The 13366-nt window shown below is 70.5% G+C and carries 12 protein-coding genes; 6 read left to right on the forward strand and 6 right to left on the reverse strand.

Going from position 1 to position 13366, the window contains the following annotated elements; all coding sequences use genetic code 11:
- Window position 1: 1 nt before the first annotated feature.
- Together recJ and CDO81_RS28840 are read right to left on the reverse strand one after the other, a co-directional pair.
- Window positions 2-1726 (reverse strand): single-stranded-DNA-specific exonuclease RecJ, encoded by a 1725-nt coding sequence (gene recJ, locus CDO81_RS14580; protein ID WP_241517006.1) that lies wholly within the window; start codon window positions 1724-1726, stop codon window positions 2-4.
- Complete coding sequence (locus tag CDO81_RS28840; RefSeq protein WP_241517007.1) at window positions 1723-2598, reverse strand: hypothetical protein; 876 nt, start codon at window positions 2596-2598, stop codon at window positions 1723-1725. Before CDO81_RS28840 ends, recJ begins: the two co-directional genes overlap by 4 nt.
- Before the next feature lie 63 nt (window positions 2599-2661).
- On the opposite strand from CDO81_RS28840, the gene ppk1 reads away from it, so the two are divergent.
- On the forward strand, window positions 2662-4707 hold the full coding sequence (gene ppk1 / locus CDO81_RS14590) for a polyphosphate kinase 1 (protein ID WP_088483948.1): 2046 nt from the start codon (window positions 2662-2664) through the stop codon (window positions 4705-4707).
- Between the two features lie 37 nt (window positions 4708-4744).
- Window positions 4745-5206: a phosphohistidine phosphatase SixA gene (gene sixA, locus CDO81_RS14595; RefSeq protein ID WP_088483949.1), complete on the forward strand. Its 462-nt coding sequence runs from the start codon at window positions 4745-4747 to the stop codon at window positions 5204-5206.
- A gap of 60 nt (window positions 5207-5266) precedes the next feature.
- Here sixA and CDO81_RS14600 read toward each other — a convergent pair whose 3' ends face one another.
- On the reverse strand, window positions 5267-6757 hold the full coding sequence (locus CDO81_RS14600; protein ID WP_088483950.1) for a Ppx/GppA phosphatase family protein: 1491 nt from the start codon (window positions 6755-6757) through the stop codon (window positions 5267-5269).
- Window positions 6758-6821: 64 nt separating this feature from the next.
- On the opposite strand from CDO81_RS14600, the gene CDO81_RS14605 reads away from it, so the two are divergent.
- The 4 genes from CDO81_RS14605 (at window position 6822) to CDO81_RS14620 (ending at window position 10817) form a co-directional block, all read left to right on the forward strand.
- Window positions 6822-7685 (forward strand): dienelactone hydrolase family protein, encoded by an 864-nt coding sequence (locus CDO81_RS14605; RefSeq protein ID WP_088483951.1) that lies wholly within the window; start codon window positions 6822-6824, stop codon window positions 7683-7685.
- 127 nt (window positions 7686-7812) lie between these two features.
- On the forward strand, window positions 7813-8595 hold the full coding sequence (locus CDO81_RS14610; protein ID WP_088483952.1) for a ZIP family metal transporter: 783 nt from the start codon (window positions 7813-7815) through the stop codon (window positions 8593-8595).
- The gene (locus CDO81_RS14615) at window positions 8582-9649 is read left to right on the forward strand and encodes a helix-turn-helix domain-containing protein (RefSeq protein WP_088483953.1); all 1068 of its coding nucleotides are present in this window, start codon (window positions 8582-8584) and stop codon (window positions 9647-9649) included. Before CDO81_RS14610 ends, CDO81_RS14615 begins: the two co-directional genes overlap by 14 nt.
- Window positions 9650-9767: 118 nt before the next feature.
- The gene (locus tag CDO81_RS14620; RefSeq protein WP_088483954.1) at window positions 9768-10817 is read left to right on the forward strand and encodes an alpha/beta hydrolase family protein; all 1050 of its coding nucleotides are present in this window, start codon (window positions 9768-9770) and stop codon (window positions 10815-10817) included.
- Between the two features lie 22 nt (window positions 10818-10839).
- Here the strand turns inward: CDO81_RS14620 and CDO81_RS14625 are convergent, their stop codons facing one another.
- The 3 genes from CDO81_RS14625 to CDO81_RS14635 all read right to left on the reverse strand — a co-directional run bounded on the left by CDO81_RS14625 (window position 10840) and on the right by CDO81_RS14635 (window position 13250).
- On the reverse strand, window positions 10840-11997 hold the full coding sequence (locus tag CDO81_RS14625; RefSeq protein WP_088483955.1) for a serine hydrolase domain-containing protein: 1158 nt from the start codon (window positions 11995-11997) through the stop codon (window positions 10840-10842).
- A 117-nt stretch (window positions 11998-12114) separates the two neighbouring features.
- A complete protein-coding gene (gene udk / locus CDO81_RS14630) occupies window positions 12115-12756 on the reverse strand; it encodes a uridine kinase (protein WP_088483956.1) in 642 nt (213 codons plus the stop codon).
- 119 nt (window positions 12757-12875) lie between these two features.
- Window positions 12876-13250, reverse strand: a complete 375-nt coding sequence (locus CDO81_RS14635) for a GFA family protein (protein WP_088484055.1) — start codon at window positions 13248-13250, stop codon at window positions 12876-12878.
- Window positions 13251-13366: the final 116 nt, after the last annotated feature.

The raw sequence follows: 13366 nt of genomic DNA on the forward strand, positions 1-13366 counted from the left end.
GTCACACCTGCGCGGCCTCGATCACGTACTGCACCCGCTGCTGGCCCTGCCATTCGTCCAGGCTCAGGCGGTAGGCCAGCGTGGCACGCTCGGGGAGCATCTCGATGTGGTTGAACCAGATCGCGTCCACCAACCGGCCCGCCTGGCGCAGCCGCAGCTTGAGGTGCTTCTCGCCCACCAGGCGCTGGGAGATGAGCTCGAAGCGGTCGCAGAACACTGGCGGCTCGAAGCCCTGGCCCCAGACCTGGCCGTCCAGCAGCCGCGCGGTGTCGGGCGTGGCGGCCTCGGGCGGCAGGGCGCCATCGTGGCGCAGCGTGCGGGTCAGGTCCTGTTCATTGAGCCATTCATCCGCCACGCGCGCCAGCGCCATGGCAAAGCGGTTCACGTCGTCCACCGCCAGCGTGGCGCCGGCCGCCATGGCATGGCCGCCGAACTTGGCCAGCAGGTCGGGCTCGCGCTTGCTGACGAGGTCGAGCGCATCCCGCAGGTGAAAGCCGGGAATCGAGCGCCCCGAGCCCTTGAGGTGGCCATCCGCGCCACGCGCGAACACGAAGGTCGGGCGGTGCACGCGGTCCTTGATGCGCGAGGCCACGATGCCGACCACGCCTTCATGGAAGTCGGCATCGAAGAGCGCTACGGCGGGCGGGAGCGCGCCGGCCAGCGCTTCGATCAGGCCGTCCAGCCGCGCCTCGGCCATCTCGCGCATGCCGGCCTCGATGTCGCGGCGCTCGCGGTTGATGGTGTCGAGTTGCGTGGCCAGGGCCAGGGCGCGCTCCGGGTCGTCGGTGGTCAGGGTCTCGATGCCCAGCGTCATGTCGGCCAGGCGGCCGGCGGCGTTGATGCGCGGGCCCAGGGCGAAGCCGAGGTCGAAGCCCTGCGCCTTGCTCGCGTCGCGCTTGGCGGCAGAGAACAGGGCCATGACGCCCGGCTGGGCGCGACCGGCGCGCATGCGCTTCAGGCCTTGGGCCACGAGGCGGCGGTTGTTGGCGTCGAGCTTCACCACGTCGGCCACGGTGCCCAGGGCCACGAGGTCGAGCAGGCCGTCCAGCCGTGGCACCTCGGCGAAGGCGCCGCGGGCGCGCAGCTCGGCCCTCAGGCCCATCAGCACATAAAACGCCACGCCCACGCCGGCCAGCGACTTGCTGGCGAACCCGCACCCCGGCTGGTTGGGGTTGACGATGGCATCCGCCTCGGGCACGACGACGGCGCCGTCCAGCACGGCCGGCAGGTGGTGGTCGGTCACCAGCACCTTCAGGCCATGGGCGCGGGCGTGGGCGACGCCGGCCAGGCTGGCGATGCCGTTGTCCACGGTCACCAGCAGCGCGGGCTGCTGCTCCAGCGCGAGGTCGACGATGGTGGGCGTGAGGCCGTAGCCGTGCACCGCGCGGTCGGGCACCACGTAGCCGAGGTGGCCCGGCTGCGCGCCCAGCAGGCGCAGGCCGCGCAGCATGACGGCGCAGGCGGTGGCGCCATCGCAGTCGTAGTCAGCCACGATGACGATGCGCTCGCCGCGCTGCAGGCTGTCGGCCAGCAGCGTGGCCGCTTCGGGCAGGCCCTTGAGGCCGCTGGGCGGCAGCAACTGGGCGAGGCTGTCGTCCAGCTCCGCGGCCTCGCGCACGCCGCGTGCGGCCAGCAGCCGGGCCAGCAGCGGCGCGACGCCGGCCTGTTCCAGCGCCCAGGCGGTGCGCGGGGGCACCTCGCGTTCAATCAGCCGCGGTGCGTTCACAGCGACTCCATCACGGCGGCCAGGTCCGGCGCCTGCCAGCGCCGCTTGAGCTTGTCGAAGAAGGACAACGGCTGCTGCGTGAAACGGCGCGCATGCCGCTCGCCGCACAGCGTCAGGCTTGTCAGCGGCTGGGCCAGCGGACCGGCGTCCAGGCGTTGCCAGGCCTCGGCCCAGGCGGCGAGGTCGCCAGCCAGCAGCGGGGCGGTGAGGCGGTCGTCCACCGTCACGTCCAGCGCCGCGGGGCCGGCGCGGCCGATGTCGCCGATCCAGACCGAATTGACCGCATGCGCGCCGCGGGCCTCGCGTTCGAGGTTCAGCGCGTGCCCGTGGAGCAGCATCTGGGCCTCGTTCTGCCAGCGGCGCAGTATGCGGCTGTCGGGCAGCCAGGGCTCGATCGGCCGGCCGGCGGCGCGCTCGATGCTGGCCGCCTGCAGCCCGTCCAGTGCACTCGCGTGGCCGATGGCCCAGCGCGTGGGCGAGAGCAGGCGCCATTGCCAGCCCTCGGCCTCCGGCCAGAGTTCCTTCAGCACTGCCGCGAAGCGGGCTGCGTCAGACTCCGACAGCGCCAGCGCATCCGGTGGCAGCACGTCGACCCCATCGGTGCCGACCGACAGGTGCACCGGCGTCATCAGTGCCCAGGTCAGCCTGGCGTCGGCGTCCACCGCCCAGGCCGCCGCACTCGGGGCAGCCTGGCCGCGCAGGGCGGCGAGCGCCACATGGTGAGGTGGCTGGGGCGAGTATTCGTCGCCGCCCCAGGTCTCGGCCGGGCTGAGGCGGGCCAGCTGCGCCGCGAGGTTGGGCAGCGCGAGGCCGGAAAAGGCATGCCGCGCGGCGTCGTCCAGCGCGCCGGCATGGGGAATCAACAGGTGCATGGGGGCGGATTATCCCGAGGGGCATTCAAGGCGTTGTCACACAAGCTTCATACACTTTTCGCCATGACCGACCCGACTCCGCTGAAGCTCCTCAACCGCGAACAGGCCATCCTCGAATTCAACCGCCGGGTGCTGGCCCAGGCCCAGCGCGAGGACGTGCCCTTGCTGGAGCGGCTGCGCTACGTGTGCATCGTGTCGAGCAACCTGGACGAGTTCTTCGAGGTGCGCTTCGCCGACATGCTGGACGCCGCGCGCGACCCGCTGAGCCCGGTCAGCGGTGCCGATGTCGAGCGTGTCGGCCGCGCCGCCCACACGCTGATCGACGAGCAGTACCACGTCTTCAATGAGCAGCTGACGCCGTTGCTTCGCGCGCAGCGCATCGTGATCCTGAACCACGCCGACCGCGACGAGGCCCAGCGCGCCTGGGTGCAGAAGTTCTTCGAGCGCGAGGTGCGCCCGCTGCTGGTGCCGGTGGGCCTGGACCCGGCCCACCCCTTCCCGCAGGTGGCCAACAAGTCGCTGCACTTCATCGCGCGGCTGTCGGGCAAGGACGCCTTCGGGCGCGACACCCGCATCGCCATCGTCAAGGTGCCGCGGGTGCTGCCGCGCGTCATCAAGCTGCCGGCGGCCGTCAGTGAGGGGCGCCAGGCTTTCGTGCTGCTCACGAGCGTCATCCGCGCGCACCTGGAGGAGCTCTTCCCCGGCCGCAAGGTCGAGGCCTTCTCGCAGTTCCGCGTGACGCGTGACTCCGACCTGGAGGTGGACGAGGAGGAGATTGCCAACCTGCGCCATGCACTGCGCTCGGGCCTGACCACGCGTCATTTCGGCCGGGCGGTGCGGCTGGAGGTGGTCAACACCTGCCCGGCGGAGCTGTCGGAGTTCCTGCTGGAGCAGTTCGCGCTGCCGGCGGCGGCGCTGTACCGCGTCAACGGGCCGGTCAACCTGGTGCGTCTGAACGAGCTGATCGACCAGACCGATGCACCGCAGTTGCGCTTCCAGCCCTTCGAGCCGGCCTGGCCGACGCGGCGGCTGCCGCGGCACAAGTCCATCTTCGAGCGCCTGAAGAAGGCGGACGTGCTGCTGCACCATCCCTTCGAGAGCTTCGAGCCCGTCGTGCAGATGCTGCGCGAGGCCGTGACCGACCCGGATGTGCTCGCCATCAAGCAGACCATCTACCGCACCGGCGCCAAGAGCGAGCTGATGGACCTGCTCATCGAAGCCGCACGCCGGGGCAAGGAAGTGATGGCGGTCGTGGAGCTGAAGGCGCGCTTCGACGAAGAGGCCAACATCAACTGGGCCGAGCGCCTGGAGGCTGTGGGCGCGCAAGTGGTGTACGGCATCGTCGGCTACAAGACCCATGCCAAGCTATTGATGATCACCCGGCGCGAGAACGGCAAGCTGCGCCGTTATGCCCACATCTCCACCGGCAACTACAACCCCAAGACGGCGCGGCTCTACACCGACCTCGGCCTGCTGACGGCCGATGCCGAGCTGACCTCTGACGCCGACTCGGTGTTCCGCCAGCTCGCCTCGCTCGGCAAGTTCAAGGCGCCGCGCCGCATGCTGCTCGCGCCCTTCAACCTGCATGCGCGGCTGCTGGAGCTGCTGGGCCTGGTGGAGAAGGCGGCGCTGGGCGGCTACAAGGGCGCACGCGTGGTGGTCAAGATCAACGCGCTGACCGACGCCGAACTCATCCACGGCCTGTTGCGCGCGGCCCAGGCCGGCGCCAAGGTGGACCTGATCGTGCGCGGCGCCTGCATGCTGCCCCCTGGCCTGCCGGGCGTGAGCGACAACATCGTGGTGCGCTCCGTGGTCGGCCGCTTCCTGGAGCACACGCGGGTGCTGTACTTCCGCTGGGGGGAGGGCGAGGAAGAGACGGCGCTGTACCTGTCCAGCGCCGACTGGATGAGCCGCAACATGTTCCGCCGCATTGAAGTGGCCTGGCCGGTGCTGGATGCCCGGCTGCGCCAGCGCGTGATCGACGAAGCCCTGCAGCCCTATCTGCATGACACCATGGACGCCTGGCAGCTGGGCCCGGACGGGCGCTCGGTGCGCATCAGCAGCACCGGGGTCAGTGCGCAGCAGGCCTTGATGGGGCTGTATTCGTGAGGATCATCGGCATGCCCTTTGCCCGCGAGGCTGCATCATGGACCTGATCCTCTGGCGTCATGCCGAAGCCGAAGTGGCCGCGCCCGGCCAGGACGACCTGCAGCGTGCCCTGACCCACAAGGGCGAGCGCCAGGCCCGGCGCATGGCCGCCTGGCTGAACCAACGCCTGCCCGCCACGACCCGCGTGCTGGTGAGCCCGGCGCTGCGCTGCCGCCAGACCGCAGAAGCCCTGGGGCGCGAGAACCGCATCGTGCCGAGCATCGCGCCGGACGCCCCCTTCGCCGCCCTGATCGAAGCCGCCCGCTGGCCCAAGGCCAGCGAACCGGTGCTGATCTGCGGCCACCAGCCCACCCTCGGCCAGGTGGCCGCCCATCTGCTGTCCGGCGTGGAGCAGGACTGGGCCGTCAAGAAGGGCGCTGTCTGGTGGCTGCGCTGGCGCCAGCGCGACGGTGAGCCTGAGGTCACGCTGCATGCGGTGCAGGGGCCGGATGCCCTCTGAAGATCGGGCCTGACCCGAGGTCTTTGCCAGGCCGGGCGGGACACGCCGCCTGGCCGGGGCTCACACCACCATCAGTTCCAGCACGCCGCTGCGACCCCAGGCTTCGGCTTCTTCCTTCAGCAGGAAGCGGGTGCGCGCCTGCTCGGACGCCCAGGCCTTGGGGCAGTGGAGGGTGAGTTGCCGGCCCTGGCGCACAAGCTTGGGGCTGCCGGCGGGCAGGCGGCGGGCGTGGCAGAGGATGACGGCCAGGCGCAGGGCAATGATCTGGTCGAGCACCGCGGCGTCGCTGAGTTGGGCTTCCACCTTGCGCAGGCGGCCGCGCTGGCCGAGCGCGAGCGTCGCCAGGCGTTGCAGCTGGTTGTTGGAGAAACCGGCCGCGTCCGCATGACCGATGAGGTAGGCGCTGTGGCGGTGGTGGTCGTGGTGGGACACCAGCATGCCGGTCTCATGCAGCGCCGCGGCCCAGCGCAGCTCGCGCAGCAGTTCGGGCAGCGGCTCGGGGTTGAGCTGGCGATAGAGCTTTTCGGCCTGTGCAGCGACGCGGTCGGCCTGCTCGGTGTCGACCTTGAAGCGGCTTTGCAGTTCGGCCACCGAAGCGGCGCGCGGGTCTCGGGCGGCGCTGGGCTGCAGGCGCTCGGCGAGGTCGAAGATGACGCCCTGGCGCAGCGCGCCCTTGGTGGGCAGCAACTCGTCGATGCCGAACTGCACCAGCAGGGTGTAGAGGATGCTCAGGCCGCCGGCCACCACCGGGCGGCGGTCGTCCTTCAGGCCGGCCAGCTGCAGCTTGTCCTGCGAGCCGGCCTCGATGCAGCGCTCGATGCACCAGCGCAGCGCGGCCGGCGTCACGCGGCCGTCAGTCACGCCGGTGGCGGCCAGCACCTGCGACACCGCACCCACCGTGCCGGACGAACCCAGCGCCTCCTGCCACAGCTCGCGCCGGAACAGCGTCAGACCTTCTTCCAGCTCGGCGCCCGCGGCGACCTGCGCCGCACGGAAGGCCTCGGGCGTGAAGCGGCCGTCGGCAAAAAACCGCATCGACAGGCCCACGCTGCCCACGCCAAACGACTCGGCCAGCACGGGCTTGCGGCCACGGCCGAGGATCATCTCGGTGGAGCGGCCACCGATGTCGATCACGAGGCGCGGCTTGTCGGACGGCTGCAGCCGGGCCACGCCGGCAAAGATCAGACGTGCCTCTTCACGGCCAGCGATCACCTCGATGGGGTGACCGAGCACGGCCTGCGCGCGCTCCAGGAAGGCGTTGCGGTTGCGGGCTTCCCGCAGGGTCTGCGTGGCCACCGCGCGCACGCGCTCGGGCGGGATGCCGGTCAGCTGCTCGCCGAAGCCCTTGAGGCAGTCCAGGCCGCGCTGCATGGCGGCCTCGGTCAGCATGCCGTTGGCGTCCAGCCCGGCGCCCAGCCGCACGCTTTCCTTGATGTAGCTGATGCGCTGGTAGCGTTCGCCACTCAGGCGCGCCAGTTCCAGCCGGAAGCTGTTCGAACCGATGTCGATGGCCGCCCAGGGCTGGCTGCTGGAAAGGGTGCGTGTCGTCATGGGGAATGATTGTCCGGGCAAAATTTGATGCTTCTTCGTAACCGCACCCTCGCTGGAGTTGCCCATGCTCAAGGAAGAAGTCGACAGCCTCGCCCCCGGACGTGATTTCAGCCGCCGCGGCTTCGTGCAGACCACGGTGGGCAGCGGTTTCGCCGCCGCGGTGCTGCCGGTGGCGGCCCAGACCATCACGACCGACACCACGGGCCTGGAGGCCGGCTCGGTCACCATCCCGGTGGGCGACTTCAAGATGCCCGCCTACCGGGCCCAGCCGGCCGGCAAGAAGAACCTGCCGGTCATCCTGGTGGCCAGCGAGATCTTCGGCGTGCATGAGCACATCGCCGACGTCTGCCGGCGCCTGGCCAAGCAGGGCTACCTCGCCATCGCGCCCGACCTCTTCGTGCGCCAGGGCAACGCCGCCGCCTACACCGACATCCCGAAGCTCATCGCGGAGGTGGTCAGCAAGGCCTCCGACGCCCAGGTCAATGGCGACCTGGACGCCACCGTCGCCTGGGCCGCGGCCAACGGCGGCGACACCACGCGCCTGGGCATCACGGGCTTTTGCTGGGGCGGCCGTACCACCTGGTCCTACATCGCGCACAACCCCAAGGTGACGGCGGGCGTGGCCTGGTATGGCCCGGTGGCGCGCAGCTACTTTGCGGGTGACAAGTCGGTGGTGGACCGTGCGGCCAGCATCAAGGCGCCGGTGTTGGGCCTGTATGGTGCGGCCGACACCGGCATCCCGGTGGAGACGCTCACTCAGCTCGAAGCCGCGCTCAAAGCGGCCGGCAACACGAAGTCCGAGTTCGTTGTCTATCCCGACACGCCGCACGCCTTCTATGCCGACTACCGGCCCAGCTACCGCAAGGCCGCGGCCGATGATGGCTGGGCCCGCGCCCTGGCCTGGTTCAAGAAGAACGGCGTGATCTGACTCACCCCCTGCGCGCTTCGCGCGCCCCCTTCAAGGGGGCACGGCCAGCTGCCCGGCAAAGCCGGCGCTGCGGCCGTCGCTGGAGGTGTCGGCGCGCCAGTGGCGCGCCTTCCTTGACAATGGCGGGATGACCCTTCTCTACATTGTGCTCGCCACCTTCGCGGGCGGGCTGCTATCGGTGCTGGTGGCGGCCAGCCTGACGGTCGGCGTGCTGACGCGGCTGGTGAAAAGCCTGGTCAGCCTGTCGGCCGGCATCCTGCTGGGCACCTCGCTACTGAACGTGCTGCCCGAGGCCTTCGAGAGCCATTCGGCGCATCCGCAGACCCTGTTCGCCGTGTTGCTGGGCGGGCTGCTGTTCTTCTGGCTGCTCGAAAAGGTGGAGCTCTACCGCCACACCCACCACCATGAGGACGACGGCCACCACCATCACCACCATTTCGACGCCGAGCAGGCGGGGCGCGGCGGGCTGACCGTGCTGGTGGGCGACAGCATCCACAACTTCTGCGACGGCGCCATCATCGCGGCCGCCTTCCTGGCCGATACGCGCCTGGGCTTTGCCACCGCGCTGGCCATCGTGGCCCACGAGATCCCGCAGGAGGTGGGCGACTTCATCGTGCTGCTCAATGCCGGCCTGTCGCGCGCCAAGGCGCTGCTGTTCAACGCCATCTCCGGCATGGCCTCGGTGGTGGGCGGCGTGCTGGGCTACTACCTGATCGGCAGCTTCGACGGCGTGCTGCCCTATCTGCTGGTGCTGGCTGCCAGCAGCTTCATCTACATCTCCGTGGCCGACCTGCTGCCTCAGCTGCAGCAACGCCTGGCCTGGCGGGACACGCTGGCCCAGGTGGCCTGGCTGGGCGTCGGCCTCGCCGTGGCCTTCGGCGTGTCGCAGATGCTGCATGGCGCTCATTGACGCGGGGCTGCGCGGCGCGCTGATCGCGCTGCTGGCCCTCGTCATCGCGGCGCTCTGGCCCCAGTGGCGCCATGCCCGGCACGCTGAAGTCGTGCGCTTGGGCGTGGCCTTGTGCCTGTCGCTCATCGTGCAGACGGTGTCGTCGTCCACCTGGGTGGAGCGCGAGCTGGCCTGTGCGCCTCAGGCCCCGGCCGTGGGCGTGTCGCTAGGGACGTCGGTGGTGTTCTGGCTGTTTGCGCGGGCGGTGTTCCAGGATGGATTTCGCCTGCGCGCCTGGCATGCGGCGCTGTGGGCCGCCGTGGCACTGTATGGCGCCAGCGTCTGCCTATGGCAGGCGTGGTGGCCGGGATGGGTGCTCATGCGGGCCATTCCCGTCACGTTCGCGCTGCTCGGCCTGGCCGCGGTGGTCGGCCCCTGGCGGGTGGACCTGGTCGAGGCCCGGCGCCGGCTGCGCGGCCTGGTGGTGGGCGGCGGCGCGGGCTATGCCCTGGCCCTGGTGGCCTTGCGCACCGGCTCGGGCGGTGGCGGGCTGAGCGACACGGCAGCGCTCGTTGACGTGAGCCTGCTGCTGGTGCTGACCGCGCTGATCGCCCGCCGCCTGCTCGTGCCCCGGGCCCAGACGCTCTGGGGTGAGCCAGCGCCCGAACCCATCGCGGCATCGCCGGCCGTGCCGCCGCCGGGGCCGCCTGACGCCGACCCGCAGGATGCGCGCGTCGCCCTGGCCCTGGCCACGCTGATGACCGAGTCGCGGGGCTACGCACAGGAGGGGCTCAGCCTGGCCGGCCTGGCCGAGCAGCTCGGCACCCCCGAGTACCGGTTGCGCCGCGTCATCAACCAGCGGCTGGGCCACCGCAACTTCAATGCCTACATCAACGGCCTGCGGCTGGCGGAAGCCAAGCGGCGGCTGGCCGACCCCGCCCAGCGCCAGTTGCCGGTGCTCAGCATCGCGCTGGACGTGGGCTTTGGGTCCATCGGTCCTTTCAACCGCGCCTTCAAGGCCGACACCGGCCTCACGCCGACGGAATTCCGCCAGCAGGCCCTGGCCGAATCCTGAAAACGGCTGCGCGAACCCTGCAAACCACGCCCGAATCCTGCAAGCCTTCGCTTTCGGCCAGACGCGCCATGCGGCCGTTGCCACGCTGGAGGCCTCTGCACTTTGATCGAGGCCCCGCATGTTGCTGCGTCGTCTTTGGACCTGCCTGGGCTGGGTGAGCATCGTCCTCATCCTGCCGGCTCACGCCGTCACCGTCGGCACCACGACCCTGCCGGCCAACGAGGCCGGTGGGGCGGTCACCCTGTTCTATCCCACCGCCGATGCCGGCCGACCCGAGCGGCGCGGCGACCTGACCGTGATGCTGGCGCCCGACGCGCCACCTGCGCCGGGCGCCGGGCGGCTGGTCGCCATCTCGCACGGTTCGGGCGGCGGGCCCTGGGTGCACACCGCCCTGGCGCAGGCGCTGGTCGAGGCGGGCTTCACGGTGGCGCTGCCCTGGCACCGCGGCGACAACTGGACCGACCCCGGCCGGCCCGGCCCCGAGAGCTGGAAGCAGCGCCCCGCCGAGGTGAGCCTGGCCATCGACCGGGTCGCCGCCGACCCGCGCTTTGCCGCCTTGCGGCTGGACCGCGTCGGGGCCTTCGGCATGTCGGCGGGGGGGCACACGATGTTGAGCCTGGCCGGTGGCGCCTGGTCGCCCGAGCGATTCCGGGCGCATTGCGAGCAGCATCTGGCTGAGGACTTCCCGGCCTGCGTGGGCCTGGCCACCCGCTTGACCGGCGGCCCGCTGGATGGCCTCAAGCAATGGGTGGCGCAGCGGGTGCTGAATTGGAAGTTCGGGGGTGACGCCGCGCCGCAAACCCACCGCGACCCGCGCATCGCCGCCGTCGTGGCGGGCGTGCCGGCAGCCGCCGACTTTGACCTGGCCACCCTGCGCCGGCCGCCTGTGCCGCTGGGCCTCATCACCGCCGCGGGCGACCGCTGGCTGGCGCCGCGGTTTCACAGCGACCCGCTGCGGGCGGCCTGCGAAACCTGCGAGCTGCTGGCCGACCTGCCCGGCGCCGGCCACGGAGCGCTGCTGGCACCGGCGCCATCCGCCAGCCAGTTGGGCCGCACGGAATGCGACCTGCTGTGCGACCCGCCCGGTTATGACCGGCCGGCCATGACGGCGCTGTGGATCGGCCGCACGGTGTCCTTCTTCCGGCAGCATCTGCTGGACGGGCCGTGAACCCCGGCCTGGGGGCACCCGTTTACGGCGCCGGGGGCAGGGCGCGCTCGACGTCCAGCAAGGTCTGGTTCAGCAGCGTCAGGGTCCAGAGGCCGTCGTCCGCTGCGGTGTTGGTGAACGCGAAGCTGGCGCTGCGGCCACGGGCGTCGATGACCAGCAGGCTGCAAAAGCCGCGGTACTCGCCGTCGTGCGCGATGACGGCGCGGCCGTCGACATCGGTGGCGATCCAGCCCAGGCCGTATTCGCCTGGTTTCAGCGCCCGGATGCGCTGCAGATAGCCCGCCGCCAGCGGTGTGGCCTCGCCTCGCAGCGCTCGCAGATGCCAATCGACCCAGGTGGCGTAGCTGTCGGGCGTGGTCGTCGTGCCTTCGCCGCCGGGGCGTAGCACGTCAAGCCAGACGGCGGCGTCCGCGTCCGCCGGCGTGACCGGGGCGAGCTTGCCCTTCGGCCCCTGATGGCCGATGGGGCGGCCGGTGAGGCGTGTGTCCGCGGAGGTCCAGCTCACGCTCAGGCCCAGGGGGCGAGCCAGCTCCTGCTCGAACAGCTCGACGTAGGCGCGGCCCGTGCGGGCTTCCAGCATGAGCGCGGCCAAGGCATAGCCGGCGTTGGAGTAGGCGAAGCCCTGGCCCGGCGTGGCGATCGGCTCCTGGGCCAGCAGCCAGGCGGCAAAGAAGCGCTCGCGGGCCGGCAGGCTGGTGGGCAGCGGCCCGGGCGTGCTCTGCAGGAAGCCCTCGAAGCGCGCAACATCGTCGCCATTGTTGAAGGCCATCAGCCCGCCGCGATGGCTCAGCAACTGTTCCAGCGTGACCGCGCGGTAGGCGGGTTGCATGCCGGCGGCGAGGTCGGGCAGCGCCTCGGCCAGCGTTGTGGTCCAGGCGATTCGCCCCTGCTCGACGAGCCGCCCCGCCAGCGCGGCGGTCATGGCCTTGGTGGTGGAGCCGATGAGGAAGGCATCGCCCGCCTGGATGGGCACCGTGCCGCCCAGCTCACGCAGCCCGGCCCGGGCCTGTGTCATGTGGCCAGGGTCCAGATGCGCCAGCACCACGCCGGCCAGGCCTTGGCTGACGGCGCCATCGGCAGATTGCTGGAGGACAGAGACGGCACTGGGCGCCGAGTGGTTGCCCCCGCCGCAAGCGGTGAGGATGAGGGCCAGGACGAGGCTGAAGGGTCGAAGCAGCATGAGTGGGCGTCGGAGTGAAGACGCCGTTCATTCTTCGCATGGCAGCTCAACGCAGGCCAAAGAGGGCCAGCCTCGCCGTCCCCATGCATCATGGGTGCGCGCAGGCCTGGCGGCAGGTCACGTCTGCTCGAAGTCCTGCAGCAAGCTCCTCACCTTGGTGGTGATGATGTCCACTGCCGGGCCGTTGGCGCCGTGGGGCAGGATGACATCGGCATTGCGCTTGGTCGGCTCGATGAACTGCTTGTGCATCGGGCGCACGGTGTCCAGGTATTGGTTCACCACCGACTCGGTGCTGCGACCGCGCTCCGTGATGTCGCGCTGCAGCCGGCGGATGAAGCGCACGTCGGAGGCCGTGTCGACATAGATCTTCAGCGACATCATGTTGCGCATCCGGGTGTCGTAGAGCGCGAACAGGCCCTCCACCACGATGACCGGCGCGGGCTTCACGGTGATGGTTTCGGTGGAGCGGTTGTCGGCGGCGAAGTCGTACACCGGCATCTCGATGGCCTCGCCCTTGCGCAGCGCGGCGAGGTGCTGGGTCATCAGCGGCCAGTCGAAGGCGTCGGGGTGGTCGTAGTTCTGCTTGCGCCGGTCTTCCGGTGGCATGTGTGATTGGTCGCGGTAGTAGTCGTCCTGCATGACCACGGCGACCTTGTCCTGCCCGATGGCGGCCAGCACCTGGCGCGTGACCGTGGACTTGCCGCTGCCGCTGCCCCCCGCAACGCCGATGACAAAAGGTTTGTGAGGGTTCTTGGGCATGATCTTCTGGTGGGAGCTGGGGCAATGCCGGCCAAGGAGGCGCCGGCCACCCTATTTTCGCTGCCTTCGCGGATGCGCCTGAGCGCAGACCTTGGCCTGGCCCGCGATGCGCTGGCAGCCTACTCCTCGCGGTCCTGCTCGAAGCGTTTCATGCCTGCGAACGGCGGCAGCCAGGATTCCCGGCGCAGCGTCCAGAGTTCGTAGGTGGGGGTGAACTGGTCGGGCGCATCGAGCGAGCCCAGGTGAACCTCGACCTCGGTGCCAGACGCCGAAAACACCGACGAGCCGCAGGTGGGGCAGAAACTGCGCCCCGCATAGCTCGCGGCACTGCCTTCGACGGCGAGCGCTGCGGCCGGGAAGATCGCCGAGGCATGAAAGACGGCGCCGTGGTGCTTCCGGCAGTCCATGCAGTGGCAGATGCCCACGCGCAGCGGTGTTCCCGAGACTTGGAAGCGAATGCGTCCGCAGAGGCAGCCGCCGGTGGTGAGGCTCACGTTCACGTCCTTTCCGTCGAGTGACTGATTCTGCCGGCGGAGGGGCGATGGCGCGGTGGCCCTGCGCTTGAGGCCCGTATGTGGCCCGTATGCGGGGAGCTGTCTGACAGACACGC

Origin of the sequence: Roseateles puraquae (genome assembly GCF_002205845.1) — a bacterium.
Classification (GTDB): domain Bacteria; phylum Pseudomonadota; class Gammaproteobacteria; order Burkholderiales; family Burkholderiaceae_C; genus Pelomonas; species Pelomonas puraquae.

Bases quoted from the DNA above. Each gene is read 5' to 3' on its own strand.
- CDO81_RS14600 (WP_088483950.1), bottom strand. From the start codon at position 6,757: ATGACGACACGCACCCTTTCCAGCAGCCAGCCCTGGGCGGCCATCGAC.
- sixA (WP_088483949.1), top strand. From the start codon at position 4,745: ATGGACCTGATCCTCTGGCGTCATGCCGAAGCCGAAGTGGCCGCGCCC.
- CDO81_RS14610 (WP_088483952.1), top strand. From the start codon at position 7,813: ATGACCCTTCTCTACATTGTGCTCGCCACCTTCGCGGGCGGGCTGCTA.
- CDO81_RS14615 (WP_088483953.1), top strand. From the start codon at position 8,582: ATGGCGCTCATTGACGCGGGGCTGCGCGGCGCGCTGATCGCGCTGCTG.
- udk (WP_088483956.1), bottom strand. From the start codon at position 12,756: ATGCCCAAGAACCCTCACAAACCTTTTGTCATCGGCGTTGCGGGGGGC.
- ppk1 (WP_088483948.1), top strand. From the start codon at position 2,662: ATGACCGACCCGACTCCGCTGAAGCTCCTCAACCGCGAACAGGCCATC.
- CDO81_RS14605 (WP_088483951.1), top strand. From the start codon at position 6,822: ATGCTCAAGGAAGAAGTCGACAGCCTCGCCCCCGGACGTGATTTCAGC.
- CDO81_RS14620 (WP_088483954.1), top strand. From the start codon at position 9,768: ATGTTGCTGCGTCGTCTTTGGACCTGCCTGGGCTGGGTGAGCATCGTC.
- CDO81_RS28840 (WP_241517007.1), bottom strand. From the start codon at position 2,598: ATGCACCTGTTGATTCCCCATGCCGGCGCGCTGGACGACGCCGCGCGG.
- CDO81_RS14625 (WP_088483955.1), bottom strand. From the start codon at position 11,997: ATGCTGCTTCGACCCTTCAGCCTCGTCCTGGCCCTCATCCTCACCGCT.